This is a genomic window from Rhodoferax sp. LS1P39 (assembly GCF_056521425.1).
Genome location: NZ_JBWMAV010000010.1, coordinates 164,780 through 187,710 on the forward strand (window position 1 = coordinate 164,780; position 22,931 = coordinate 187,710).

Consider the following 22,931-nt stretch of genomic DNA (forward strand, 5'->3'; position numbering starts at 1 on the left):
CCATGAGCACTACCGCCGACCTCGTTACCGCCCTCAAAAAAGAACTCAAGGCCGCGCAGATGACCTATGCCGACCTGGCCGTCCAGCTGGGTGTGGCCGAATCCAGCGTGAAGCGCATGCTGGCCAAGGGTGACATGCCGCTGTCGCGCGTGGATGCCATCTGCCGCGCCCTGAAGCTGGATTTTGCCGAACTGGCCCGCCGCGTGGTAGATGCCCAGCCGCTGCTGGCCTCGCTGACGCAGCAACAAGAGCAGGCGGTAGTGGCCGACAAGAAGCTGCTGCTGGTGGCAATCTGCGTGCTCAGCCAGTGGACGCTGGAGCAGATCACCACCGCCTACCGGCTCAGCGAGGCCGAGTGCATCGCCTGCCTGGCGCAGCTGGACCGCATCGGCATCATCGAGCTGCGCCCACTGAACCGCTACCGCCTGAAACTGGCCAAGGCGTTTCGCTGGCGACCGCACGGGCCGGTGATGCAGTTCTTCCGCGAGGATGTGGTGCTGGACTACTACAGCGGCGGCTTTGACGGCCCCGCCGAGGGGCTGCTGCTGGTGCACGGCTCGGTGGGCCGCAGCCTGGCACCGGCGTTTCTGGAGCGCCTGCAGCGGGTGGCGCAAGACTTTGCCCAGCAGCACCTGGCCGACCAGAAGCTGCCCGAATCCGCCCGCGAAGCCTATACCCTGGTGCTGGCCATGCGGCGCTGGGAGTTTGCCGCCTTTACCGCGCTGCGGCGCTAGCCTCGCCCAGCCGGAACACGCCCACCATCTCGGTGAGGTTGCCGGCCTGGTCTTGCAGCGACTGGGCGGTGGCGGCGGCCTGTTCGACCAGTGCGGCGTTTTGCTGCATGGTCACATCGATCTGGGTGATGGCCTGGTTGACCTGGGCGATGCCGGTGCTCTGCTCCTGGCTGGCCAGGGAGATTTCGCCGACGATGCTGGTCACGCGCTTGACGCTGGCCACCACCTCCTGCATGGTGGCCCCGGCCTCTTCCACGAAGCGGGTGCCCGCTTCGACGTTTTGCACCGAGTCGGCAATCAGGCCCTTGATCTCGCGGGCGGCGCTGGCGCTGCGCTGGGCCAGGCTGCGCACCTCGGTAGCCACCACGGCAAAGCCCCGGCCCTGCTCGCCCGCCCGGGCGGCCTCGACGGCGGCGTTCAGCGCCAGGATATTGGTCTGGAAGGCAATGCCGTCGATCACCCCGATGATGTCCACGATCTTGCGGGCCGAGGTGTTGATGGAGCCCATGGTGGTGATGACCTGGCCCACCACCTGGCCGCCCTGCACCGCCACGTCAGATGCCGACACGGCCAGGGTGTTGGCCTGGCGCGCGTTATCGGCGTTTTGCTGCACGGTACCGGTGAGCTGCTCCATGGCCGAGACGGTTTCTTCCAGCGCCTGCGCCTGCTGCTCGGTGCGGTGCGACAGGTCGGTGTTGCCGCTGGCGATTTCCATGGAGGCCAGGCGCACCGACTCGCTGGCGCTGCGGATTTGCTGCAGCATGCCGCTGGTTTTGTCGGCAAACTGGTTGTACGACTGGGCCATTTTGCCCAGCTCGTCGCGACCCATGGCGGGCAGGCGGCGGCTGATATTGCCCGCGCCGGACTCGTTCATCGCATCGCGCACATGCTCCAGCCGCTTCAAGGCCCCGGTGATCGAGGTGGCCAGCACCAAGGCCGCCAGCGCAATCGCCACCAGCGCCGCCACCGCCGAGGCCATCAGCAGGGTCTGCAGCGGGTGGGTGGCTTCGGCGTAGTCGATCAGCACCACCAGCCGCCAGTCGGTGCCCGCCACCGGGCGCGCGTACACCAGCATGTCGGTCCCGGCGATGCGCATGGCTGCGCCCTGTTGGGCACTGTCCAGCGCCACCAGCGCGGGCATGGCCAGGGCGGGGTCCAGCGCGTCCAGGGGCTTGAGGCGCAGCGCGGGCTCGGGGTGCGCCAGGATGGTGCCCTTGCTGCCCACCAGAAACGCGTAGCTGTGCGGCGTGGGCTGGATGGCCGCGACCACCCGCACCACCTGCTCCAGCGATACATCGGCCCCGATCACCGCGCTGACCTGGCCGCCCTTCTGGATCGGCTCGGCAAAGGTCACCACCAGTTTCTGGCTGGTGCTGTCCACATAGGGGGGCGTCAGCACCGGCCCGCCCGCCTGGGCCGCCTGGATGTACCAGGGCCGCGCGGTCGGGTCGTACCCGGCGGAGACGGTGCTTAAAGTGAGGTGCTGTTTATTCGCCTGGCCGATGAAAACGCCGCTGAAGTCACCGGCAATCTTGGCGCTGCGCAGAAAAGCCAGGGGCTCGGGGTGGGCCAGCGTGTCTTGCAACGAGGCCACCACCCGCTGCTTGGAACGCACCCAATCGCTGATACTGGCCACGCTGGTGTCGGCCAAGCGTGCCATTTCGGTATGCAGCGCATCCAGGGTGTTGTTGCGGGCGGTGACGTAGTTGGCGGCGGTGAGGGCCAGCATCGCGGTGGCCACGATGCCCGAGCAGATCAGCGTCAGCCCGGTACGAAGAGAAGACGGCATGGCCATAGAAGGGTTCTCCTAAGCTGCGGTGGGGGGACCGCACCGTGCAAAAGAGTTGGCCTGCGCACTTTACGGCAGGCCATTGTTCATTGCATTGTTACTAAATGCAACCCACCCCGCCGACTCCTATGCCGCTGCGCTGCCGCCGGTAAACACCGTCAGCACGCCGGTGTAGCCGTACAGGTTTTGCCGGGCGATTTCACCGGCGGCGAAGAAGCCCACCAGGGGCACGTCGCCCAGGGCGCGGCGCACGATTTGCAGCTCGGCGCTGGGGCCGCCAAAGTGGTTGCCACCGCGGCCGGTGCAGCTCACGTAGATGGCTCCGGCAATGCGCCGCGCCGGGTGCGGGGCGGATTCGGCCTCAGGGGCGGCGAGTGCGGTGGCCAGCTCGACCGACAGCTCTTCGGGCTCCAGCTCTTCACGGATTTCGGCGCAGACGCGCACCAGATCGGCTTTGGCCGCAGCCACGTTGCGCTGGCAAAACGCCAGCCGGGTGCCCACCGCCACGTGGTCGCCCACCGCCACGCCCTTGCGCGTGGGGTCCAGGCCGATGATGTGGCGCACCACCACGTCGCTGCCGAAATGGGCGGTGCGCACCGGCGCGTCGCCCACATTGGCGCGGGTCAGGCCCACCAGGGTGGCGCGTACCCGGCCCAGCGCCTCTTGCGGGTGTTCCAGGTCCACGCCCAGGTCGGCCAGCAGCACGGCCAGGGCGGGCTGGCCGTCCAGCTCCAGCACCAGATTCGCATCGGACGCGGTGACCACACGGTTGGCGGTGATGGGCTGGCAGCCCTGGGTGACGCGCGACACCAGCGACACCGCGGGGCCAAACGCCACGCCGCTCAGGCCGCCGCTGAACACGCCGCGCGCCGCGCCATGGCCCTTGATGTTGCCGTTGCCGCCCACCGCAAACTGCACCGAGCGCGAGCGGCTGGAAGCCAGGCCGCCAAACAAATAGCCGGTATCGGTGCGGGCGGCCATCTCGGCCACCAGCTCGGTCAGGTCGGGGGTACCGGCATCGGCGTGGACCAGGGCAGTATGGGCCTCGAAACCCAGGCCCAGGGGCGCTACGCCGGAGAACACGCGGTACTGGTCGGCGGGCAGGTCGCAGAGCATCACGCTCAGGGCCGGTTCGTCAAAGTATTCGACGTTGTTGGCCGAGATGCCTATGCCCACCGTGCCCGACCAGTCGGTCACCTCGGGCAGCTCGCCGCTGAGGTGGTCCAGGATGTCCTGCGCCTGGGCCGCGTACTGGTCGGTGATGTAGAGCAGGCCCAGGGTGGGCGTGCTGGCGTAGTCGGGCAGCGCCATCTGGGCACGCAACTGTGCCAGCACCAGCCCGGCGGCCATGCGCCAGTCGGGGTGCGTGGCGTGGCCGTGGGGAAAGAGTTGCATGGCGGCCTCCGGGGGTAAAACGAGTTGGGGATGTTATCCCGGGTGCTTTTTGGCCGCCGCCTTCTTGGCGGGGGCTTTTTTAGCCGGGGTCTTTTTGGCAGCAGCAGGCTTGGCGGCATCGGCCTTGGGGGCAGCAGGTGGCACCACGGTCTTACCGGCGGCCTTGGCGATTTCGCCCACGCTCTTGATGGCCTCGGCGGCGAAGTTGGTGGCCATGTTCTTGCTCTTTTCCAGCGCGGCCTGGGTGTTGGCATCTTTCAGCGCGGCACCGGCGATTTGCTGGAACTGCTCGGTCAGCGAACCCCACCATTTGAGCGGATCGACGATGCCGGGCGCGGCGGGGGCTTCGGCGGCAGCCGGTTCCTCGGCTTTTTCGGCGGGCTTTTCTACCGGTTTTTCAGCGGCCTTAGGGGGGCTGGCGGCTTCGGGCTTGAGTTTGAAAGCGCTGGCCAGCTCGGTCATGCTCAGGTTCATGCCCTTCAAGGTAGCCAGGGTCATTTTTTGCACTTCCAGCGCCTGGATGGTGGCTTTCAGGCCCACGGCGTTCTGGTCCAGCCAGAACTGCACGGCCTTGAGTTCGGTGATGCGCTTGTCCAGCTCTTCCACGCTGAGGGTAGGCGCGACCCAGCCCCCCATGGCCGGGGCACCGGTGGAAGCGCCTTTGCCCAGGCTCTTCAAAAAGTCAAAACCGGGTACGAATTTGCTGAAATCAAAGGCCGGGGTATCGCTCATGGTGTCTCCTGATTTTTTGGGGTGCTATGGTCACGAATCGAAGCTTACCCCAATGTGTCAGGAATACGTCAGTGCTTGTGCGCCGCCGCACCAACGGGGGCGGTGGATGCCACCGGCAGCTTCACTTCCAGCTTGCTTTCCACGCCCTTGGCATCCTGGAACACCAGGGTCAGGGGCACGGTGCTGTCTTTGGGCAAGGCCGCCTTCAGGTCCATCAGCATGACGTGGTAGCCGCCGGGGGCCAGGGCCACCGGCTTGCCTGCGGGCAGCGCCAGGCCACCGGCCACGGCGCGCATGCGCATCACGTCGCCGTCCATCTTCATCTCGTGCACCTCGGCCACCCCGGCCACCGGGGTGGACACGGAGACCAACCGGGCATCGGCCTGGGCGGTCAGGGTCATGAACGCGCCGCTGGCCTTTTGGCCCTGCACGCTGGCGCGCACCCAGGCATCCTTGACCGTCACATTTTGGGCATATAAATGACCACTCGTGCCCATCAATAGGGCGATAGCAGCTATAAATTTCATAGTATTTGGTTTCTTCAAGATAAAGCCAGTTTGAGCGCGGAAATGCGCGAGATCAGCAGCCAGTCCAGCAGCAGCACGGCCAGCAACACGCCGCCGGCCAGCGGGAACGCCAGCGCCGTCAGCAGCATGACGACCGCGCCGCCCTTCCACAGCGGTGCCTGGGCGGGCACGCTGGGGGCCGCCAAACGGCCACTGCCCTGGGGGCGGCGTTTCCACCACATCACCACGCCGCTGGCGCACAGGGTCACGATGGCCAGGCAAAACAGCACGTTGGCGCAGGCGCTCCACAGGCCTACGTCGCCCTGGTGCAGCGCAATGCCCACCGCCATGGCTTTGGCCACGGGGGCGTAGTCGGCAAAGCCTGCCTGCGCCAAGATGCGGCCGGTGTAGCGGTCCACGTGCACAAAGCGGTCGTGGAACGGGTTGGCCAGGTCGCCGCTCATGGTGTCGGCCGAGATGGAGTACACGCCGTTGGCATCCTGCGGCACATTGATGTGGTACTGCCCGGCAAAGCCCAGGCGCTGGGCCAGCGCGGCCACGCCGTCCAGGTTGACCGGTTCACCTGCCAGGATGCCCGGCGTGCCCGCCGACGAGCCCGACACCGGCAAGGGCGTTTGTTCCAGGCCCCAGGGCACGTCGTGCAAACCGCCGCTGCTCAGCGTGGCATGGGTGGCGTCCGAGGTGGGCACTGCGTCCCATTTGGTGGCCGGAAACGTGCTCCAGGGCTGCACCAGCTTGGCACCCCACACGCCCGTCCAGGACATGCCGGTCAGCAAAAACAAAAACAGCACCACGCTAAGCCAAAAGCCCAGGCTGGCGTGCAGCGACTTCCACCACTTGCGGCCCGTGGCCCGCCAGTCGGGCAGCAGCACCTCGGACCAGCGCTCCAGCTTGCGCGGCCAAAACAGGTACAGGCCGGTGACCACCATCACGATGGCCAGGCCCGCCGCCACTTCAACCAGGCGGTCGCCGGTATCGCCCAATAGCAGCGTGCCATGGATCTTCTCAGCCCAGGCAAAGACCGTGGTGTCCTTGTTGACCACCTTGATGACCTCGGCGGTGTAGGGATTGACGGCGACCGCATCGGTCACGCCGTCGTGCACCATCAGAAACCAGCTGGGCACGTCGGCCGTTTTGGGGGCGATGTATTCCTTGAGCTGGGCGTTGGGAAACTGCGCCAGCACCGGCTGGGCCTGGGCGGTCACGGGCAAGGCCTGGCCTTGGGGTGTGAGGTGCATGGTCATGCCCAGGCGGCTTTGAAAACCGGTAAAAAACACCATGACCAGGCCGGTCAGGGCCAGCATCACCAGAAACGGCAGCACATACAGCCCGGCATAAAAGTGCCAGCGCCAGGCCAGGGCGTAGAAGCGCGACCCGCCCGGCGGGCGGTCAGGGGTGGGGGTAGACAGCATGGCGCGCGCTCAGTGGGCATGGCCAACGTGTTCGCTGGGGATGATCTCCAGCAGTGCGGCGGGGTTCTTCAAACCCTTGTCCGAGGTGCCGCTGGCCGGTATTTCGGACCAGTCGGTGCGGCCCTTTTCGCAGGTTTGCAGCACCTTGAACCACATGGCCCCGGCGGCAGCGGGCAGGCCACCGCGCAGCACGAACTCGTCGTAGTAGGCATCGGGCAGGGCATTGCCGGGGGTGGCCGTCCAGGTGATGTCGGTCACGCCTTCGGTGATTTGCTTGCCGTGGTCGTCATAGGGTTTGGCGAGTTTGCCGGTGGTGACGGCCAGCGTCCAGCCCGGTTTGGGCATGGGCTTGGCCCCGGTGAACCCCGCCGGGATGCTGACGCGGATGGCCGTGGTGGGCGTGCCTTCGCAGCCGTGGCCGACGCGCAGCGTGGCCCGGTAGTAAGTGCCTGCCAAGGCGGCCTGGTCGGCCAGGGTAATGTGGGCAAAAGTGGTGCTGGCGCTGATGGCAAGGGCGCAAGCAGCTACGGATTTAAGAGCAAAAGAAAAAGACATACGCGTTCCGGCAAAAAACATAAGAAAACCACCGCTCACGCTGGTAACACCGGCGTGGGCAGCTATCAATTTAGGAATTCAGACGGAAGCAGGCGGCCCGCGCGCGGGCAGGGGCGCGGCGGTGGCGTACGCGATGTGCGCCGCCGGTATGCTGCGCAAGGCATACGACAGCGGCTGGGCGGGCTCGGCCATCCCCACGGCGCAAGGGGGCGGGGCGGCAGGGGTGATGCACAGCGGGCAGTCGCCCATCTGGCTGACCACCTGGGTGCTGCCGTCGGGGGCGGTGACCAGCAGCTTGACGGACCCGCCGCTGGAGCACACCAGCTCCATGGCCTGCGGATGCGTCAGCGGCGACGCAATCGCCACGCCCAGCGACAACGCAAAACACAGCAGCACCCAGCGCGCAAAGCGGCGGGCCAGGGTGTGGGGGTTGTGCGGGGCAAGCATTCTGCACATTATCACTCCCCTCTTTGGAGGATGACCCGGCAAGGACTTTTTGCACACAATGGCGCATCGCATGTGGAGAAAACCCGATGAAGCGGCTCATTTTGTGCAACGACGGTACCTGGAACTCCCCCACCCAGGAGGACAACGGCATTCTGGCCCCGACCAATGTGGTCAAGCTGTACAACGCCCTGGCCGAAAAGGACAGCGAAGGCCAGCCGCAAACCACCTACTACCACCCCGGCGTGGGGGCCGAGGGGCATGCGCTGGACCGGATCACCGGCGGGGCCGTGGGCACGGGCATCAGCAAGCACCTGCGCAGCGCCTACCACTGGCTGGCCACGCACTACACGCCGGGCGATGCCATCTACATCTTTGGCTTCAGCCGGGGCGCGTTTACCGCCCGCAGCCTGGGCGGCTGGCTGGGGCGCGGCCTGCTGGACCTGCGCGAGCTGCCGTCCAAAACCGCCTGGAAGCGGGTGGACGCGGCCTACGCAGCCTACCAGCGCTACACCACACGCGAGGAAGACACGCGTGTCTGGGCCCGCGATGCGGAGTTTGACGGCGTGCCCACCTGGCGGTTCTTCCATGGCGAGGCCGCGACCCCGGTGCGCTTTATCGGCGTGTGGGATACGGTGGGCGCACTGGGCGTGCCCGACGACTTCGAGCTGCTGAACCTGTTCGACAACGGCAAAAAGTGGCGCTTCCATAACACCGCCCTGGGCAAGCACGTGCAAACCGCCCGCCACGCCATGGCGCTGGACGAGATCCGCGCCAGCTTCACCGTCACCCGCTGGAGCAACGCCGCAGGGTCGCCCGGCGCGCACCCCGATGCGCAAGAGGTGTGGTTCCCCGGCGTGCACAGCAACGTGGGCGGCGGCTATGCCAACACCGACCTGTCCGACGGCGCGCTGCTGTGGATGATGGACGAGGCAAAAGACGCCGACCTGGCCTTCCGCCCCGGAGTCACCAACACCCTCAAGCCCAACCCGCTGGGCGTGCTGCACAACTCGTACAAGGGTGCGTTTGCCAAGCTGCGCTCGCGGCCCCGCAAGATCGAAGCCATGGTGCCCGCCCAGCAGGCGCGCTTCCACGAAAGCGCCCGCACCCGGCAGGCCGCCTCGCCCATCGCCTACCCGGCCTACCACCGCACCGTGGAGTTGGACGTAAAAGAAAGCCACACGGTGGACATCCACGCCGACACCGTCTGGAACGCCACCGGCGTGTACCTGGCCGCGGGCCAGCGCTACACCTTTGCGGCGACCGGCGAATGGCTGGACAGCAAAGATGCCTGTGACTGGCGGGGCACCGAGAACGACGACTACACCTTTGGCGACCTGGCCCGGGCCGTAGGCTCACTGGGCGGCAGGCTGGAGGACCTGGTGAAACGCGCCACCGGCAACGCGTCCAGCGACTTCTGGCTGACCAAGCGGGTGGAGTCCTACCGCTGGTTCAGCCTGGTGGGCGCCATCGCCAACGACTCGGGGGACGACTCCATCGTGCCCAACGACGGCAGCCCCGACCCCCACGAGTACCTGCACCTGCCCGCCCACGCTGTAACGCCGTTCCCGGTGACCCGGTCGGGCTACCTGTTTTGCTTTGCCAACGACGTGTGGGCGCTGTACCGCAACAACCACGGCAGCGTGCGGTTGACCATCACCCGGGTTGCATGAGTTTTAGGCCGCCAGCGCTTATTTCATAAGCGCAAGCAGCTACTATTTACATAGCATCACACACCGCGCACCATGGCCAGGACCTTGCCCGCGTCCAGGGTGCGGGCCTTCTCCTGGATGGCGGGCAGGTAGCGGCCATGCAGGCCTTGCGCCTCCTGGGCCACGCTGGTGTAGGCATCCTTGAGCACCTGGGTGGACATCGTGCGCCCACCCGCGTAGTAACGCTTGGCCACGTGGCCCAGGGCGTAGGTGGCGGCAAAACTCATGCCGGTGCTGACGGCCTGCTGGCCCAGCCCGCGCGCCAGGCCCCCGACCATGCCGCCGCCCAGCTTGCCGAGCAGGCCGCCCAGCAGCTTGCGCCCGGCCTGCTCCAGGTACTGCGAGGTCAGGCCCACGCCCACGGTGGCCAAAAAGTCCTTGATGTGGCCCCGGTCCAGCTCAAAGCCGTGCGCTTTGCCGATGCCGTACACCAGCCGCATCTGCAAAGGGATGATGGCCATGGTGGACAGGGATTCGGGCAGCAGCTCCAGCGCGCCGTTGACGATGGCGGCGTTCAAAATGGTTTTGTCCAGCTCGGCATCGCCAGGCTTGGCGGCCACCGGCGTAGTTAAGGGTGCAGAAGCCATGGCATCGGCCTGCTCTACAAACTGCGCGGTTGCCGCCGTGCCCAGCCCCAGGGTCTGCTGCACGCTGGCCAGAAAGCGCTGTTCGGCCACCGACTGCACGCCGTCCGCATCGCACACGCACACCGCCATTTCGTAGGCCAGTTGTTTGGACTCGGCGCTGGTCAGCGCGGCGGCCACGGTGGCTAGCGAGACGCGCTGCATCAGCACGTCCTGGTACAGCGTGGGCAGGTTCAGGCCATCGGCTTGCGACAGGCCTTCGGCGATGCGCTTGATTTCGGCGCGCTCACGTTCGTGCTTTTCGCCATCCACAAAAGCGGCGAGCAGGCTCAGGGTGACGATGGCGCGGGTTTCAGATGCTTGCATGGACAGGTTCTCGGGACATAACGGAACGGGTTGGTGCCGGTACCGGCCCAAAGGTTCCGGGCTGCCGCCGATGCTGCACCTCCAAAAATTAAGCCTTTCAGGGCTCTAGCGCCCATGGAATAAGCACAAGCAGCTCCTGATTACATAGCAATGCTTAACGGGGCCGGTCGTAGAACTTGAAGGTCATGGGGGCCACCACGGTGACCGGCAGGGCCACGCCGTTCTCGTAATAAGGCCGAAAACGCAGGGCCCGCACCGACACCAGCGCGGCCTCGTCCAGCTCCGCGTTGGCGCTGGATTGGAAGACCCGGGCGCGCTGCACCGTGCCGTCGGCGGCCACGTGCACCTGCAGCACCACCGTGCTGTTGCGCGAGCGGTCGCGCACCATGTCTACGGCGGGCAGCGGGACCTTGGCCACCCAGGGGCTGGTGGAGCGCATGTCGTCGATGCTGACCAGTTGCTCGGGCCACTCGGCTTCGGGCGGCCCTGAGGCACAGCCCACCAGCACCGCCACGGCGGCGGCCAACAATCCACGAACTACAAAACTTCGCATGGCAATTCCTCAAAAATACTAGCGGGGGGCGACCTCTTGGTCGATGGCCCCAAACAGGGTCAGGCCGTCCTGGCCCTTCATCTCGATACGCACCGTGTCGCCATACTGCAGGTAGCCGGTGCTGGCCTGGCCGCTGCGCTGGGTTTCCATGGCGCGCTTTTCGGCAATGCTGTGGTAGCCGTTGGGCCACTGGGCTTTGCCTTTGGCATCTACACCCGCATTCGCCACCGGGCCGGAGCCAATGACGCTGCCCGCCCGCACCGCCCGCGTGGCGCACAGGTGGGCGATGAGCTGGCCAAAGTGGAACTGCATCTCGGCCCCGGCATCGCACATGCCGACCTTGCGGCCATTCCAGCTGGTGTGCAGCGGCAGGTGGACGCGGCCCTTGTCCCAGGATTCCCCCAGCTCGTCCAGCGTCACCGCCACCGGGCTGAACGCCAGCATGGGCGCGCTCTGCACCCAACCCGCACCCACGGCCCGCTCGGCCGCCTCCAGGCTGCGCAGGCGCACGCTGTTGGTCAGCACCAGCAGGCGCACGCCGTCCAGCGCCTGCGGTGGGCTCGCGCCCTGGGGCACGTCGGCGGTGATGGCGGCCAGGCCTGCGCCGAAGTCGATGCCCAGCGCCTCGGAACCGCAGCGCAGCGGGTCGCAGGCACCGGCAAAGTGGTCGCCCGTGCCAGGGGCCAGCACCGGGCTGCTCCCGGCCTCGCGGGCTTGCAGCAGGCTGGGGTAGGCCTGGCCTTCCACCACCTGGTAGGCGCGCGGCAGCGGGGCCAGGCACTGGCGCGGGTCGAACGCAAAGCTGTGGCGGGCGCGGCCCTGGTTCAGCGCGTCATACAGGTCTTGCAGCTGCGGGCTGAGGAAGCCCCAGTCGTCCAGCACCTGTTGCAGGCGGCTGGCCACCCCGGTCGCATAATGGGCCGTGGCCAGATCGCGCGACACCACCACGAGCTGGCCGTCGCGGGAACCGTCTTGGTAGGTAGCCAGTTTCATGGAGAGGTCAGCCGGGTGGGGATAGTCAAACGTTGCATAGCCCAATGAGTTTAACGAAGCCCTATTGGTGGCCCCTGCTGGCCGTGGCCACCGCCGTACTGGCCGCCCACCTGGCCGTGCTGCAGCGCCTGCCCGCCATGCTGCAGGTGCAGGCCCCGATGGTGGTGCAGACGCTGAGCACCCGCAGCATCGCCGCACCGGTACCTCCTCCACCGGCTCCTGCTGCACCCCAGCCCGCCCCGACGAAGCCGGTGCGCAAGCCCGCACCGCCGCCGCCCGAAACAGAATCCACCACCACGGTCGCCGCAGCAGAGCCCGTGGAACCCGCACCGGTAGAGCCCTTGCCGCCACCGCCCGAGCCGCCCGCGTCTGCGCCGGTGGAAGTGCTACCTCCGCCCGAACCACCGGCCTCCGCCGCTTCGGCTCCTGCGCCACCCGCTGTGCCGCTAACCCACGCCACCCAATTCGCCTTCCCCGACCCGGTGCGCCTGCTGTACGCACTCACCGGTGAATCCAAAAAGCTGCCCTACAACGCGCGCGGCGAGCTGCTGTGGCAGCACGATGGCCTGCGTTACCAGGCCACGCTGCAGGCCAGCATGCTGTTTTTAGGCTCGCGCACCCGCACCAGCGTGGGCAGCATCACGCCTGAGGGCCTGGCACCGCAGCGCTTTTCCGACAAATGGCGCACCGAGGTGGCGGCCCACTTCGACCAGGCCCAGCGCCGCGCCAGCTTCAGCGCCAACACGCCCGACGTGGTGCTGCAAACCGCCGCGCAAGACCAGCTCAGCGTGATCCTGCAGATCGCGGGCATCCTGGCCGCCGACCCCGCCGCCTACCCGCCCGCAGCCACCATCGCCATCCAGACGGTGGGCCCCAAGGATGCCGACCTGTGGATCTTCAACGTGGAAGGGCCGGAGAAAATCCACGTGCCCTCTGGCGGCATCGATACGCTCAAGCTCACCCGCAAGCCGCGCAAACCCTTCGACCAACAGGTCGAGCTCTGGCTGGCCCCCGGCATGGGCTATCTGCCGGTTCGGCTGATCATCACAAACGCCAACAGAGATTTCATGGACCTGCAGTTGCGCGGCATGGAAAAGCCCTAAGCTTGAAACCACAGCAATCGACTCCAACTGTGCTGTAGCTTTGAATGAAGGACCCCACCATGAACACGCTGTACGACTCCGAATCCTTTGTGGTGGTCCACATGCAGCCCGTCGCCGCCCTGGAAGCCCTGCTGCCGGTGCCAGACACCCCCCGCCCCCCCACGCTGGAGCGCCACGGTTTTGAGATCGTGGACAAACGCTCGGGCAAAGAGGTGTATTTAGACGGCTCCTGGGCCGAGCTGTTCCAGCGCCACATCGCCGCCTGGCAGCTCAACACGCCCACGCAAGAAGAAGTGGAAGACACGCTGGAGCAGTACGCCGGGCTGGCGCAGAACCCGGTCGTCATCCACTAACAGCAATGTTGCGCGCCGCCCTGCTGGCCACGGCCTTGTTGGTCGGCTGCGCCAGCGTCGCACCCAACCGCACCCTGGCGCTGCTGCCCGCCGATGCCATCCTCTTGGGCGAACAGCACGACGCGCCCGACCACCAACGTATCCATCGCGAGACGGTTGAAAGCCTGGCCGCCCACGGCCAGCTCGCCGCCCTGGTGCTGGAGATGGCCGAGCAAGGCCACAGCACCGCCGCCCTGCCCGCCTCCGCCAGCCCCACCGAAGTCCAGACCGCCCTGGCCTGGAACGACGCAGGCTGGCCCTGGGCGGCCTACGGCCCGGCGGTGATGGCAGCGGTGCAGGCAGGCGTGCCAGTACTCGGAGCCAACCTGCCCCGCGCCCAGATGCGCGCCGCCATGGCCAATGTGCGACTGGACGGTGCCCTGCCCGGCCCAGCGCTGAAAGCCCAGCAGCAGGCCATCCGCCTGGGCCACTGCGGCCTGCTGCCCGAGAGCCAGATCGCGCCCATGACCCGCATCCAGATCGCCCGCGACCAGGCCATGGCGCAGACCCTGCAGGCGGCCGCAGTGCCCGGCAAGACGGTGCTGCTGCTGGCCGGGGCAGGCCATGTGGACACCAGCCTGGGCATTCCGCAATATTTACCCCCAAATTTCCAGTCAAAAACGGTGCTACTGCTCGTCCAATCAGCGCAAGCAGCTCCTAAAAGCATAGTAAATTTTGATAGCACCTGGGTCACGCCCCCCATTCCACCGACCGACTACTGCGCGACAATCCAGCCCCAATGACTTACGCCCACATCCTCACCCTGTCTTGCCCCGACCGCCCGGGCATCGTGCACGCTGTTTCTGGTTTCTTGCTGGAGCGCGGCTGCAACATCGAAGAAGCTGGCCAGTACAACGACCCCGACACGGGTTTGTTCTTCATGCGCGTGCAGTTCGCCAGCGCGGCCATCGCCACCGCAGACCTGCGCAGCCAGCTGGCCCCGTTTGCCGAGGGCTTTGCCATGCGCTGGAGCCTGCACGACGCATCGGCACCCGTGCGCACCGTGCTGATGGTCAGCAAGGAAGGCCACTGCCTGAACGACCTGCTGTTCCGCTGGAAGAGCGGCCTGCTGCCGCTGGACATCCGCGCCATCGTCAGCAACCACCGCGACTTCTACCAGCTGGCGGCCAGCTACAACGTGCCCTTCCACCACATCCCGGTAACCGCTGCCACCAAGGCCCAGGCCGAGGCGCGCATCTATGAAGTCATCGAAAATGAGAGCGCGGAACTGATTGTGCTGGCGCGCTACATGCAGATTTTGAGCGACGACCTGTGCCGCAAGCTGAGTGGCCGGGCCATCAACATCCACCACAGCTTCTTGCCCAGCTTCAAGGGCGCCAAGCCCTACTACCAGGCCCACGACCGGGGCGTGAAGCTGATCGGCGCCACCGCCCACTACGTGACGGCGGATTTGGACGAAGGCCCGATCATCGAGCAAGACGTGGCCCGCGTGGACCATAGCCGTACGGTAGAGCACTTCACCGCCCAGGGCCGCGACACCGAGAGCCAGGTGCTGGCCCGCGCCGTCAAGTGGCACAGCGAGCACCGCGTGCTGCTCAACGGCCACAAGACGGTGATTTTCAAATAGCGTTAGCCATCACCTCGCCCAGGCGCACGCTTTTTGCCGGTGCCCAGGCGGGGTTGAACGTGAGTGGTCCCTTGGGGAACAGCATCACCACGGTAGAACCCAGCAGGAAGCGGCCCATCTCGTCGCCCTGCTTCAATTCAACCTTCTGGTCTTCGTAGCGCCATTCGCGCACCGGGCCGCGCGGCGGGTTGATGATGCCCTGCCAGACCGTCGCCATGCTGCCGACAATGGCGGCACCCACCAGCACCAGCACGAAGGGCCCGCGGGGGGAGTCGAACACACACACGACCCGCTCGTTGCGCGCAAACAGCCCCGGCACGCCCTGCGCCGTGACCGGGTTCACCGAAAACAAATCGCCCGGCACATAGACCATGCGCGTCAGCCGCCCGTCGCAGGGCATGTGGATGCGGTGGTAGTCCTTGGGGCTGAGGTAGATATTGGCAAAGTGGCCGTTCTCGAACAGCGCGCCCAGCGCCGCGTCGCCGCCCACCAGCGCAGTGGTCGAAAAGGTATGGCCCTTGGCCTGGAAGATCTGGTCGCGCTCGATACGGCCAAACTGGCTGATCGCGCCGTCCACCGGGCACACCAGGGAGGCCTGGGCCAGCGGACGCGCGCCGGGCTTCAGGGCGCGGGTGAAAAAGTCGTTGAAGCTGGCGTAGCTGGTGATGTCGGGGTTGGCCGCTTCGGCCATGTTCACCCCGTATTTGCCAACGAACCAACGGATGATGCCGGTGGTGATGCGGCCCGCGCGCGCCGTGGCGACGTGCCAGCCAAATGCGGTGATGGCGTGTTTGGGCAGCAAGTACTGCAGCCACACTTTGAAACGGTCAGACACGCGCAATCCCTTAGGCAAAAAGGGGGCAATTGTAGCCAGCGGGGCCCATCACAAGAGGGACAATCCGGGCATGAGCGTTACACGTATACCCCCGATCCAGTGCCTTTTGACCTTCGAGGCGCTGGCCCGGTTGCGCAGCGTGACGCAGGCGGCCGAGGAGCTGTGCGTCACGCCCAGCGCCGTCAGCCACCGGGTCAAGCAGCTGGAGCAGATCCTGGGCACCAAGCTGTTTGGCCGGGCCGACTTCTCGCTCACCACCGAGGGCAGCGAGTACCTGGCCCATGTGCGCGAAGGCCTAGCGATTCTGGAGCGCTTCCCCAGCGCCCAGTCGGCCCCGGGCAAGCGCAAGCTGCGCCTGGCGGTGACACCCACCTTCGCCCGCGCCATCCTGATCCCCCGCCTGCGCCAGTTCACCGAGGCCTATCCCGAGATCGACCTGACGCTGCAGGTGTCGATTCCGCTGCTGGACGTGGTGGCCGAAGATGCCGATCTGATGGTGCGCTTTGGCACGGGCCGCTACGCCGATGTGGAGCACGTCTGCCTGACCCGCGACGAGGTCACGCCCTTGGCCTCGCCTAGCTTTGTGCGCGAGCATGGCCCGTTTGAGAGCGTGGCCGACCTGGAGGGTGCCCGCCTGCTGCGCAGCCCGCTGGAGCCCTGGCGTACCTGGTTTGCCGCCCACCAGCAGGACTGGCCGGAGCCGGTGGACGGCTCGCAGTTCAACGATATTGGCCTGATGTGCGATGCCGCTGCCGCCGGCATGGGCATAGGCCTGGTGCGCCTGCGCCTGGGGGCCGCGTGGCTGGAAAACGGCTCGCTGGTGCGCCTGTTCACCCGTAACGTGCCCAGCCCGCATGCGCACTACCTGTGCTGGCACACCGGCGCGATGGACCGCTGGGAATGTGCGGCGTTTGCCGACTGGCTGAAAAAGGCGATGGTCTGACAGCCTTTTCCAGAATTTAAATAAAAAGAGCTGCCCGTGCTGATGGAATAAGCACGGGAAGCTCTTATTTAGATAGCAAAAGGTTTAAGCAGCCTTGACCTGGGCCAGCAGAGTTTCTGCGCCGCTGACTTCCAGCTTGCCGCCGTCTTCCAGGTTCAGGGTTTGCACCACGCCGTTTTTCACCAGCATGGAATAGCGGTGGCTGCGGATACCCAGGCCCTTGGCGGTCAGGTCCAGCACCAGGCCGGCAGCGGTGGTGAAGGCGGCGCTGCCGTCGCCCAGCATGCGCACCTTGCCAGCGGTCTTCTGGTCGCGGCCCCAGGCACCCATGACAAAAGCGTCGTTCACGCTGATACACCAGATTTCGTCCACGCCTGCAGCTTTGAAGGCTTCGAAGTGCTGGAGGTAGCCAGGCACGTGCTGGGCCGAGCAGGTGGGCGTGAACGCGCCGGGCAAGGCAAACAGGGCAATCGTCTTGCCTGCGGTGGCCTTGCTGACATCGACCGGGTTGGGGCCAATGCTGCAGCCTTCGCCTTCAATTTCAATGAATTCCATCAGAGTGGTGGATGGCAGTGTGTCGCCGACTTTGATCATGGTGTGCTCCTTTGTAGGTTAAAAATAGAAATGGGCCCAATCCGAGCCCAAAAACAAAAACGGCCCACATTGTGAGCCGTTTTTTAACTAGTTTGCAGGTTTAAACCGCAATAGCCTTTTGCACCAGACGGGTCGCAACCCAGTTCTTGGTTTTGGAGATCGGGCGGCTTTCGGTGATCTCGATGGTGTCGCCCAGCTTGTACTCGCCCTTTTCGTCATGGGCGTGGTACTTGCTCGACTTGCCAACGATCTTGCCGTAGAGCTCGTGCTTCACACGGCGCTCGATCAGCACAGTCACAGTCTTCGCACGTTTGTCGCTGACCACCTTGCCAACCAAGGTGCGCTTGAGGGATGTTTTAGCTTCCGTCATTTATCGCTCCTTATTTGGCGGATTTGTCAGCCGATTGCTTCTCGACAAGAATGGTCTTGGCGCGGGCAATGTCACGGCGCGCAGTGCGCAGCGTGGCTGTGTTGGAAAGTTGTTGCGTGGCTTTTTGCATACGCAGGCCGAAATGGGCGCGTTGCAGCGCTTTCACTTCGGTTTGCAGGCCGGCAACGTCTTTGGTACGTAATTCAGTAGCTTTCGTCATCTCAATCTCCTGATCACTGACCAATCATGCGGGCCACGAAGGTGGTACGCAAAGGCAGTTTGGCGGCTGCCAAACGGAACGCTTCACGGGCCAGCTCTTCGGGAACACCGACGATTTCAAACACGATCTTGCCGGGCTGGATTTCAGCCACGTAATACTCGGGGTTACCCTTACCGTTACCCATCCGCACTTCAGCAGGCTTTTGGGAAATTGGCTTGTCGGGGAACACACGGATCCAGATACGACCACCACGTTTGACGTGGCGGGAAATCGCACGGCGTGCGGCTTCAATCTGGCGGGCCGTCAGACGGCCACGGTCCGTGCACTTCAGACCGAAATCACCAAACGCAACCGAGCTACCCCGGGTTGCGATGCCGGTGTTACGGCCTTTTTGCTCTTTGCGGTACTTGCGACGCGCGGGTTGCAACATGTTTATTCTCCTTTACCGTCAGCTGCAGCGGGTGCAGCAGGCGCGGCTACTTTACGGACGCGCTGAACGGTAGATTTCGGTGCCGTAGCACCTGTGGCTTCAACAGGTTTGTCGCTACCGTCTGCAGGAGCCGCATTGGCACCTACAGGACGGCGGGGACCACGAGCTGGAGGACGGTCATTGCCACCAGGACGGCCGCCGCGGTCATCGCGACGGGGTCCACGGGGACGACGCTCTTCTTCATTGCGCGGCTCTTGCACAGCAGGCAGATCGTTACGACCCAAGGTATCACCCTTGTAGACCCAAACCTTCACGCCAATAATGCCGTAAGTGGTTTTGGCTTCCGAGGTGCCGTAGTCGATGTCCGCACGCAAGGTGTGCAGTGGCACGCGACCTTCGCGGTACCACTCGCAACGAGCGATTTCAATGCCATTCAGACGGCCAGACGACATGATCTTGATGCCCAGGGCACCCAGACGCATGGCGTTTTGCATGGCGCGCTTCATCGCACGGCGGAACATGATGCGCTTTTCGAGCTGCTGGGTGATCGAGTCGGCAATCAGCTTGGCATCGATTTCAGGCTTGCGCACTTCTTCGATGTTGACTGCGACGGGCACGCCCAATTGCTTGGCCAGGTCACGCTTGAGGTTCTCGATGTCTTCGCCTTTTTTGCCGATCACGACACCCGGACGAGCCGAGAAGATCGTGATACGGGCGTTCTTGGCAGGACGCTCGATCAAGATGCGCGAAACCGAAGCATTCTTCAGTTTGGCTTTCAGGTACTCACGTACCTTGATGTCTTCGGCCAGCATGCCGGCGAAGTCGTTGTTGCTTGCGTACCAACGGCTGGACCAGTTACGGCTGACCGACAAACGAAAGCCGGTAGGGTGGATTTTTTGTCCCATATCTTCCGACCTTTTAGTTACCGACCGTCACGTACACATGGCACGTGGGCTTGCTGATGCTGTTACCACGGCCCTTTGCACGGGCTGTGAAACGCTTGAGAGTGGCACCTTGTTCGACGAAGATGGTCTTGACCTTCAACTCGTCGATGTCGGCACCGTCATTGTGCTCAGCGTTGGCGATAGCCGACTCCAGAACCTTCTTGATGATCACGGCAGCTTTTTTCTGCGTGAACTCCAAGACGTTCAGGGCTTGGTCTACCTTTTTGCCGCGGATCAAATCTGCGACCAGGCGGCCTTTGTCTACTGACAAACGCACGCCGCGAAGGACTGCACGTGTTTCCATGGTCTATTCCTTATTTCCGCACGACTTTTTTGTCGGCAGGGTGACCCTTGAAAGTACGGGTGAGTGCGAACTCTCCCAACTTATGGCCCACCATTTGGTCGGTAATATAGACAGGGACGTGCTGTTTGCCGTTGTGCACAGCAATGGTCAGGCCGATGAAATCGGGCAAGATCATGGAACGACGCGACCAGGTCTTAATTGGCTTTTTGTCTTTGATGGCGACGGCTTTTTCAGCCTTGGCCAGCAAATGGTGGTCTACGAAGGGACCTTTTTTAAGTGAGCGAGTCATCTAGCTACCCCTTACTTCTTGCGACGCGACACCACCATCACTTGGGTGCGCTTGTTGTTACGGGTACGGTAACCCTTGGTCAGATTGCCCCAAGGATCGACTGGATGACGGCCTTCGCCGGTCTTACCTTCACCACCGCCGTGTGGGTGATCGACAGGATTCATCACCACACCGCGAACGGTTGGGCGGATACCCTTCCAGCGCTTCGCACCGGCCTTGCCCAAACGGCGCAGGCTGTGTTCTTCGTTGGCGACTTCACCAATGGTGGCGCGGCATTCGATGTGGATCTTGCGAACTTCACCGGAGCGCATACGCACCTGGGCGTAGATGCCTTCACGTGCCAACAGCGTTGCCGAGGTACCAGCCGAACGGGCGATCTGTGCACCAGCACCGGGCTTGAGCTCGATGCAGTGGATGGTCGAACCCACAGGGATGTTACGGATAGGCAAGGTGTTACCTGCGCGGATCGGTGCTTCTGCACCGCTCATCAGGCTTGCACCGGCTTCCAGGCCACGGGGAGCAATGATGTAACGACGCTCGCCGTCGGCATAGCACACCAGAGCGATGTGGGCCGTACGGTTTGGATCGTATTCAATACGCTCAACCTTTGCGGGGATGCCATCCTTGTTGCGAACAAAGTCCACAACGCGGTAATGGTGCTTATGACCGCCGCCACGGTGGCGGATGGTGATATGACCATTGTTGTTACGGCCCGCTTTTTGGAACTGGGGTTCCAGCAGCGCCGCGTGAGGAGCACCCTTGTACAGGTGGTCACGCGAGACCTTCACCATGCCGCGTTGGCCTGGCGAAGTGGGTTTCATTTTAATGACAGCCATGATTACGCGGCCTCCCCGGTCAGGTTCAGCTCTTGACCAGGCTTCAGCGTCACATAGGCCTTGCGAATGTTGTCGCGGCGACCGATGGATTTGCCAAAACGCTTGGTTTTGCCTTTGGTGTTGACCACAGAAACGCCCTTGACTTCCACCTTGAACATCAGCTGCACTGCAGCCATGATCTCGTGCTTGGTCGCGTCCTGGAGTACCTTGAACGTCACTGCGTTGGACTTCTCAGCCACCATGGTTGCCTTTTCAGACACGATGGGAGCGATCAGCACTTGCATCAGACGGCCTTCGTCAAATTGACGCTTCGTCGAGTTCATGCGGCTCATGCGAACATCTCCTGGAGTTTGTCCATGGCAGCCTTGGTCACCAAAACCTTCTTGTAGTGGACCAGCGACACCGGATCGGCGTAACGGGGCTCAACCACGAGAATGTTGACCAGATTGCGGGAAGCCAAATACAGGTTTTCATCGATTTCGTCCGCGATGACCAGCACCGACGCCAGATTCATGGCCTTGAACTTTGCCGCCAGGGGCTTGGTCTTGGGCGAATCGACGGTCAGCGAGTCAACAACGGCCAGACGACCTTCACGGGCCAGCTGCGACAGGATCGCAGCCATACCAGCGCGGTACATCTTCTTGTTGATTTTTTGCGTGAAGTTTTCGTCAGGCATATTCGGGAAAATACGACCGCCGCCGCGCCACAGGGGCGAGGAGGTCATACCGGCGCGAGCGCGGCCAGTTCCCTTTTGCTTGAACGGCTTCTTGGTCGAATGGCGAACCTGCTCACGGTCTTTTTGGGCACGGGTGCCTTGACGCGCGTTGGCTTGGAAAGCGACTACAACCTGGTGCACCAGATCTTCGTTGTAAGCACGACCGAATACAGCTTCAGACGCATCAAACTTGGATGCGGCCTGGCCTTGGTCATTCAGGAGTTCGAGCTGCATTAGTTCGCTCCTTGCGTTACTTTGGCCTTGATGGCGTGGCGCACCGTCACAAAACCACCCTTGGAACCAGGAACTGCGCCCCGGATCAAAAGCAGTTGACGGGCTTCGTCGATGCGGATCACGTCGAGGTTCTGGGTGGTGACTGTGTCCACACCCAAATGACCCGTCATGCGCTTACCAGGGAACACGCGACCTGGATCCTGGGCCATACCGATGGAGCCAGGAACATTGTGCGAGCGGCTGTTACCGTGCGAAGCACGCTGCGAGCTCATGTGGTGGCGCTTGATGGTGCCGGCAAAGCCTTTACCAATCGTGGTGCCTTGCACGTCGACTTTTTGACCCACGGCAAACACAGCACCAGCGGCGACAACAGAACCCGGCTTGTACTGGGCAGCTGCATCGGACGTGACGCGGAATTCCTGGATGATTTCACCGGCTTCAACGCCTGCTTTCGCAAGGTGACCGGCCGCCGGCTTGGTCACACGCGAAGCTTTGCGTGCGCCGAATGTGACCTGCAGGGCCACATAACCGTCGTTCTCTTGGGTTTTGATCTGGGTGACACGGTTGTTAGACACGTCTACCACCGTCACAGGAACTGCGTCCCCGTCATCGGTGAATAGGCGCATCATGCCTACCTTGCGGCCCAGCAACCCTAGGGAGTTGCTTTGACTCATTGTTTTCTCCGTAACTTCCACCCGTGTAACTGCAATTGGCTACACGGTTTTTGCGTGAAAGACTGTTAATAAAACTGCGCTGAAACCCTTGCGAATTTCAGCGCAGCCTTGGAGTATAGCCCGCACTTGCATTTTCGGCAAGTGCGGGCTATTTCCTTGGGGGGTGGGTGGCTCCCGCTTGCGCGAAAACCACACCGATTGCCTTATCGCTGTTTTATTGCAGCTTGATTTCAACGTCCACGCCAGCGGGCAGATCGAGCTTCATCAACGCGTCAACAGTTTTGTCTGTCGGGTCAACGATGTCCATCAGGCGCTGGTGCGTACGGATTTCGAACTGGTCGCGGCTGGTCTTGTTGACGTGCGGCGAACGCAGGATGTCGAAACGCTTCATGCGGGTTGGCAAAGGCACGGGACCCTTGACAATCGCGCCGGTGCGCTTGGCGGTATCCACAATTTCAGCGGCCGATTGGTCGATGAGTTTGTAGTCGAACGCCTTCAGGCGGATGCGGATTTTTTGCTTGGTAGACATGGTTTTTCCTACGTCGTTTTAAGCAATGATCTTGGCAACCACACCGGCGCCGACGGTCTTGCCGCCTTCGCGGATAGCGAAACGCAGACCTTCTTCCATGGCGATGGGGTTGATCAGCTTGACGGTGATCGACAC

At 63.8% G+C, this 22,931-nt stretch carries 31 protein-coding genes; 7 read left to right on the forward strand and 24 right to left on the reverse strand.

What is annotated here, in order from left to right; translation table 11 throughout:
• Positions 1 to 2 precede the first annotated feature (2 nt).
• Positions 3 to 734: a helix-turn-helix domain-containing protein gene (locus AC097O_RS16545; protein WP_479594014.1), complete on the forward strand. Its 732-nt coding sequence runs from the start codon at positions 3 to 5 to the stop codon at positions 732 to 734.
• On the opposite strand, the gene AC097O_RS16550 is transcribed toward AC097O_RS16545, so the two are convergent.
• From AC097O_RS16550 to AC097O_RS16580, 7 genes are all read right to left on the reverse strand, one after another.
• Entirely contained in the window at positions 715 to 2,523 is a 1,809-nt protein-coding gene (locus AC097O_RS16550) for a methyl-accepting chemotaxis protein (protein WP_479594015.1), read from the reverse strand. The genes AC097O_RS16545 and AC097O_RS16550 overlap by 20 nt on opposite strands.
• A 126-nt stretch (positions 2,524 to 2,649) precedes the next feature.
• Positions 2,650 to 3,918, reverse strand: coding sequence for an FIST signal transduction protein (locus tag AC097O_RS16555; RefSeq protein WP_479594016.1), 1,269 nt, complete (start codon positions 3,916 to 3,918; stop codon positions 2,650 to 2,652).
• A gap of 33 nt (positions 3,919 to 3,951) precedes the next feature.
• Entirely contained in the window at positions 3,952 to 4,650 is a 699-nt protein-coding gene (locus AC097O_RS16560; RefSeq protein WP_479594017.1) for a PhaM family polyhydroxyalkanoate granule multifunctional regulatory protein, read from the reverse strand.
• A gap of 68 nt (positions 4,651 to 4,718) precedes the next feature.
• Positions 4,719 to 5,147, reverse strand: a complete 429-nt coding sequence (locus AC097O_RS16565) for a copper chaperone PCu(A)C (protein ID WP_479594035.1) — start codon at positions 5,145 to 5,147, stop codon at positions 4,719 to 4,721.
• A 44-nt stretch (positions 5,148 to 5,191) separates the two neighbouring features.
• A complete protein-coding gene (locus AC097O_RS16570; RefSeq protein ID WP_479594018.1) occupies positions 5,192 to 6,589 on the reverse strand; it encodes a PepSY-associated TM helix domain-containing protein in 1,398 nt (465 codons plus the stop codon).
• A gap of 9 nt (positions 6,590 to 6,598) precedes the next feature.
• On the reverse strand, positions 6,599 to 7,144 hold the full coding sequence (locus AC097O_RS16575; RefSeq protein ID WP_479594019.1) for a YcnI family copper-binding membrane protein: 546 nt from the start codon (positions 7,142 to 7,144) through the stop codon (positions 6,599 to 6,601).
• Positions 7,145 to 7,222: 78 nt separating this feature from the next.
• Positions 7,223 to 7,600 (reverse strand): hypothetical protein, encoded by a 378-nt coding sequence (locus AC097O_RS16580; protein ID WP_479594020.1) that lies wholly within the window; start codon positions 7,598 to 7,600, stop codon positions 7,223 to 7,225.
• 77 nt (positions 7,601 to 7,677) lie between these two features.
• On the opposite strand from AC097O_RS16580, the gene AC097O_RS16585 reads away from it, so the two are divergent.
• Entirely contained in the window at positions 7,678 to 9,261 is a 1,584-nt protein-coding gene (locus AC097O_RS16585) for a DUF2235 domain-containing protein (RefSeq protein ID WP_479594021.1), read from the forward strand.
• Between the two features lie 56 nt (positions 9,262 to 9,317).
• Here the strand turns inward: AC097O_RS16585 and AC097O_RS16590 are convergent, their stop codons facing one another.
• From AC097O_RS16590 to AC097O_RS16600, 3 genes are all read right to left on the reverse strand, one after another.
• Positions 9,318 to 10,250, reverse strand: coding sequence for a YcjF family protein (locus AC097O_RS16590; protein ID WP_479594022.1), 933 nt, complete (start codon positions 10,248 to 10,250; stop codon positions 9,318 to 9,320).
• 154 nt (positions 10,251 to 10,404) lie between these two features.
• Entirely contained in the window at positions 10,405 to 10,803 is a 399-nt protein-coding gene (locus tag AC097O_RS16595) for an energy transducer TonB family protein (protein WP_479594023.1), read from the reverse strand.
• An 18-nt stretch (positions 10,804 to 10,821) separates the two neighbouring features.
• Positions 10,822 to 11,796 carry a fumarylacetoacetate hydrolase family protein gene (locus AC097O_RS16600; RefSeq protein WP_479594024.1) on the reverse strand — a complete coding sequence of 325 codons (975 nt, stop codon included), beginning with the start codon at positions 11,794 to 11,796 and terminating at the stop codon, positions 10,822 to 10,824.
• A 44-nt stretch (positions 11,797 to 11,840) separates the two neighbouring features.
• Between AC097O_RS16600 and AC097O_RS16605 the strand changes: the two genes are divergently transcribed.
• The 4 genes from AC097O_RS16605 to purU are packed head-to-tail and all read left to right on the forward strand — an operon-like array spanning position 11,841 to position 14,879.
• Complete coding sequence (locus AC097O_RS16605; protein ID WP_479594025.1) at positions 11,841 to 12,899, forward strand: DUF3108 domain-containing protein; 1,059 nt, start codon at positions 11,841 to 11,843, stop codon at positions 12,897 to 12,899.
• Positions 12,900 to 12,958: 59 nt separating this feature from the next.
• Complete coding sequence (locus tag AC097O_RS16610) at positions 12,959 to 13,252, forward strand: BTH_I0359 family protein (RefSeq protein ID WP_479594026.1); 294 nt, start codon at positions 12,959 to 12,961, stop codon at positions 13,250 to 13,252.
• A 5-nt stretch (positions 13,253 to 13,257) separates the two neighbouring features.
• Positions 13,258 to 14,034, forward strand: coding sequence for a ChaN family lipoprotein (locus tag AC097O_RS16615; protein ID WP_479594027.1), 777 nt, complete (start codon positions 13,258 to 13,260; stop codon positions 14,032 to 14,034).
• Positions 14,031 to 14,879, forward strand: coding sequence for a formyltetrahydrofolate deformylase (gene purU / locus AC097O_RS16620; RefSeq protein WP_479594028.1), 849 nt, complete (start codon positions 14,031 to 14,033; stop codon positions 14,877 to 14,879). The genes AC097O_RS16615 and purU overlap by 4 nt, the downstream gene beginning before the upstream one ends.
• Here purU and asd read toward each other — a convergent pair.
• Positions 14,872 to 15,714 (reverse strand): archaetidylserine decarboxylase, encoded by an 843-nt coding sequence (gene asd, locus AC097O_RS16625; RefSeq protein WP_479594029.1) that lies wholly within the window; start codon positions 15,712 to 15,714, stop codon positions 14,872 to 14,874. The two genes, purU and asd, sit on opposite strands and share 8 nt — an antisense overlap.
• A gap of 70 nt (positions 15,715 to 15,784) precedes the next feature.
• Between asd and AC097O_RS16630 the strand changes: the two genes are divergently transcribed.
• The gene (locus AC097O_RS16630; RefSeq protein ID WP_479594030.1) at positions 15,785 to 16,657 is read left to right on the forward strand and encodes a LysR substrate-binding domain-containing protein; all 873 of its coding nucleotides are present in this window, start codon (positions 15,785 to 15,787) and stop codon (positions 16,655 to 16,657) included.
• Between the two features lie 84 nt (positions 16,658 to 16,741).
• On the opposite strand, the gene AC097O_RS16635 is transcribed toward AC097O_RS16630, so the two are convergent.
• The 13 genes from AC097O_RS16635 to AC097O_RS16695 form a co-directional block, all read right to left on the reverse strand.
• Entirely contained in the window at positions 16,742 to 17,251 is a 510-nt protein-coding gene (locus AC097O_RS16635) for a redoxin family protein (protein WP_479594031.1), read from the reverse strand.
• A 100-nt stretch (positions 17,252 to 17,351) separates the two neighbouring features.
• Positions 17,352 to 17,621 (reverse strand): 30S ribosomal protein S17, encoded by a 270-nt coding sequence (gene rpsQ / locus AC097O_RS16640; protein WP_315209531.1) that lies wholly within the window; start codon positions 17,619 to 17,621, stop codon positions 17,352 to 17,354.
• Between the two features lie 10 nt (positions 17,622 to 17,631).
• Positions 17,632 to 17,841 carry a 50S ribosomal protein L29 gene (gene rpmC / locus AC097O_RS16645; protein ID WP_315209528.1) on the reverse strand — a complete coding sequence of 70 codons (210 nt, stop codon included), beginning with the start codon at positions 17,839 to 17,841 and terminating at the stop codon, positions 17,632 to 17,634.
• A gap of 13 nt (positions 17,842 to 17,854) precedes the next feature.
• A complete protein-coding gene (gene rplP, locus AC097O_RS16650; protein WP_029708121.1) occupies positions 17,855 to 18,271 on the reverse strand; it encodes a 50S ribosomal protein L16 in 417 nt (138 codons plus the stop codon).
• Between the two features lie 2 nt (positions 18,272 to 18,273).
• Positions 18,274 to 19,176 carry a 30S ribosomal protein S3 gene (gene rpsC / locus AC097O_RS16655; RefSeq protein ID WP_315209524.1) on the reverse strand — a complete coding sequence of 301 codons (903 nt, stop codon included), beginning with the start codon at positions 19,174 to 19,176 and terminating at the stop codon, positions 18,274 to 18,276.
• A gap of 13 nt (positions 19,177 to 19,189) precedes the next feature.
• Complete coding sequence (gene rplV, locus AC097O_RS16660) at positions 19,190 to 19,519, reverse strand: 50S ribosomal protein L22 (RefSeq protein ID WP_295952990.1); 330 nt, start codon at positions 19,517 to 19,519, stop codon at positions 19,190 to 19,192.
• A gap of 10 nt (positions 19,520 to 19,529) precedes the next feature.
• Positions 19,530 to 19,808, reverse strand: coding sequence for a 30S ribosomal protein S19 (rpsS, locus tag AC097O_RS16665; protein WP_295952987.1), 279 nt, complete (start codon positions 19,806 to 19,808; stop codon positions 19,530 to 19,532).
• Positions 19,809 to 19,819: 11 nt separating this feature from the next.
• Positions 19,820 to 20,644 (reverse strand): 50S ribosomal protein L2, encoded by an 825-nt coding sequence (rplB, locus tag AC097O_RS16670; protein ID WP_315228369.1) that lies wholly within the window; start codon positions 20,642 to 20,644, stop codon positions 19,820 to 19,822.
• A 2-nt stretch (positions 20,645 to 20,646) separates the two neighbouring features.
• Complete coding sequence (gene rplW, locus AC097O_RS16675) at positions 20,647 to 20,976, reverse strand: 50S ribosomal protein L23 (protein WP_295952978.1); 330 nt, start codon at positions 20,974 to 20,976, stop codon at positions 20,647 to 20,649.
• Positions 20,973 to 21,593: a 50S ribosomal protein L4 gene (rplD, locus tag AC097O_RS16680; protein ID WP_315209517.1), complete on the reverse strand. Its 621-nt coding sequence runs from the start codon at positions 21,591 to 21,593 to the stop codon at positions 20,973 to 20,975. Before rplD ends, rplW begins: the two co-directional genes overlap by 4 nt.
• Complete coding sequence (rplC, locus tag AC097O_RS16685; RefSeq protein ID WP_315246657.1) at positions 21,593 to 22,267, reverse strand: 50S ribosomal protein L3; 675 nt, start codon at positions 22,265 to 22,267, stop codon at positions 21,593 to 21,595. The genes rplD and rplC overlap by 1 nt, the downstream gene beginning before the upstream one ends.
• 214 nt (positions 22,268 to 22,481) lie before the next feature.
• Positions 22,482 to 22,796 (reverse strand): 30S ribosomal protein S10, encoded by a 315-nt coding sequence (gene rpsJ, locus AC097O_RS16690; protein ID WP_019575636.1) that lies wholly within the window; start codon positions 22,794 to 22,796, stop codon positions 22,482 to 22,484.
• 18 nt (positions 22,797 to 22,814) lie between these two features.
• Positions 22,815 to 22,931 (reverse strand): EF-Tu C-terminal domain-related protein (locus AC097O_RS16695; protein ID WP_479584941.1); only part of this gene is annotated, 117 nt, incomplete at its 5' end.

Excerpts from the sequence above, each read along its gene's own strand:
- AC097O_RS16595 (WP_479594023.1), bottom strand. The coding sequence starts at position 10,803 with ATGCGAAGTTTTGTAGTTCGTGGATTGTTGGCCGCCGCCGTGGCGGTG.
- AC097O_RS16560 (WP_479594017.1), bottom strand. The coding sequence starts at position 4,650 with ATGAGCGATACCCCGGCCTTTGATTTCAGCAAATTCGTACCCGGTTTT.
- rpsJ (WP_019575636.1), bottom strand. The coding sequence starts at position 22,796 with ATGTCTACCAAGCAAAAAATCCGCATCCGCCTGAAGGCGTTCGACTAC.
- rplV (WP_295952990.1), bottom strand. The coding sequence starts at position 19,519 with ATGGAAACACGTGCAGTCCTTCGCGGCGTGCGTTTGTCAGTAGACAAA.
- rplP (WP_029708121.1), bottom strand. The coding sequence starts at position 18,271 with ATGTTGCAACCCGCGCGTCGCAAGTACCGCAAAGAGCAAAAAGGCCGT.
- AC097O_RS16610 (WP_479594026.1), top strand. The coding sequence starts at position 12,959 with ATGAACACGCTGTACGACTCCGAATCCTTTGTGGTGGTCCACATGCAG.
- AC097O_RS16570 (WP_479594018.1), bottom strand. The coding sequence starts at position 6,589 with ATGCTGTCTACCCCCACCCCTGACCGCCCGCCGGGCGGGTCGCGCTTC.
- AC097O_RS16630 (WP_479594030.1), top strand. The coding sequence starts at position 15,785 with ATGAGCGTTACACGTATACCCCCGATCCAGTGCCTTTTGACCTTCGAG.
- rpsQ (WP_315209531.1), bottom strand. The coding sequence starts at position 17,621 with ATGACGGAAGCTAAAACATCCCTCAAGCGCACCTTGGTTGGCAAGGTG.
- purU (WP_479594028.1), top strand. The coding sequence starts at position 14,031 with ATGACTTACGCCCACATCCTCACCCTGTCTTGCCCCGACCGCCCGGGC.
- rpmC (WP_315209528.1), bottom strand. The coding sequence starts at position 17,841 with ATGACGAAAGCTACTGAATTACGTACCAAAGACGTTGCCGGCCTGCAA.
- AC097O_RS16550 (WP_479594015.1), bottom strand. The coding sequence starts at position 2,523 with ATGCCGTCTTCTCTTCGTACCGGGCTGACGCTGATCTGCTCGGGCATC.
- rpsC (WP_315209524.1), bottom strand. The coding sequence starts at position 19,176 with ATGGGACAAAAAATCCACCCTACCGGCTTTCGTTTGTCGGTCAGCCGT.
- rplC (WP_315246657.1), bottom strand. The coding sequence starts at position 22,267 with ATGAGTCAAAGCAACTCCCTAGGGTTGCTGGGCCGCAAGGTAGGCATG.
- AC097O_RS16635 (WP_479594031.1), bottom strand. The coding sequence starts at position 17,251 with ATGATCAAAGTCGGCGACACACTGCCATCCACCACTCTGATGGAATTC.
- AC097O_RS16590 (WP_479594022.1), bottom strand. The coding sequence starts at position 10,250 with ATGCAAGCATCTGAAACCCGCGCCATCGTCACCCTGAGCCTGCTCGCC.
- AC097O_RS16565 (WP_479594035.1), bottom strand. The coding sequence starts at position 5,147 with ATGGGCACGAGTGGTCATTTATATGCCCAAAATGTGACGGTCAAGGAT.
- rplB (WP_315228369.1), bottom strand. The coding sequence starts at position 20,644 with ATGGCTGTCATTAAAATGAAACCCACTTCGCCAGGCCAACGCGGCATG.
- AC097O_RS16555 (WP_479594016.1), bottom strand. The coding sequence starts at position 3,918 with ATGCAACTCTTTCCCCACGGCCACGCCACGCACCCCGACTGGCGCATG.
- rplW (WP_295952978.1), bottom strand. The coding sequence starts at position 20,976 with ATGAGCCGCATGAACTCGACGAAGCGTCAATTTGACGAAGGCCGTCTG.
- AC097O_RS16575 (WP_479594019.1), bottom strand. The coding sequence starts at position 7,144 with ATGTCTTTTTCTTTTGCTCTTAAATCCGTAGCTGCTTGCGCCCTTGCC.
- rplD (WP_315209517.1), bottom strand. The coding sequence starts at position 21,593 with ATGCAGCTCGAACTCCTGAATGACCAAGGCCAGGCCGCATCCAAGTTT.
- AC097O_RS16545 (WP_479594014.1), top strand. The coding sequence starts at position 3 with ATGAGCACTACCGCCGACCTCGTTACCGCCCTCAAAAAAGAACTCAAG.
- AC097O_RS16585 (WP_479594021.1), top strand. The coding sequence starts at position 7,678 with ATGAAGCGGCTCATTTTGTGCAACGACGGTACCTGGAACTCCCCCACC.
- rpsS (WP_295952987.1), bottom strand. The coding sequence starts at position 19,808 with ATGACTCGCTCACTTAAAAAAGGTCCCTTCGTAGACCACCATTTGCTG.
- AC097O_RS16615 (WP_479594027.1), top strand. The coding sequence starts at position 13,258 with ATGTTGCGCGCCGCCCTGCTGGCCACGGCCTTGTTGGTCGGCTGCGCC.
- AC097O_RS16600 (WP_479594024.1), bottom strand. The coding sequence starts at position 11,796 with ATGAAACTGGCTACCTACCAAGACGGTTCCCGCGACGGCCAGCTCGTG.
- AC097O_RS16605 (WP_479594025.1), top strand. The coding sequence starts at position 11,841 with ATGAGTTTAACGAAGCCCTATTGGTGGCCCCTGCTGGCCGTGGCCACC.
- AC097O_RS16580 (WP_479594020.1), bottom strand. The coding sequence starts at position 7,600 with ATGTGCAGAATGCTTGCCCCGCACAACCCCCACACCCTGGCCCGCCGC.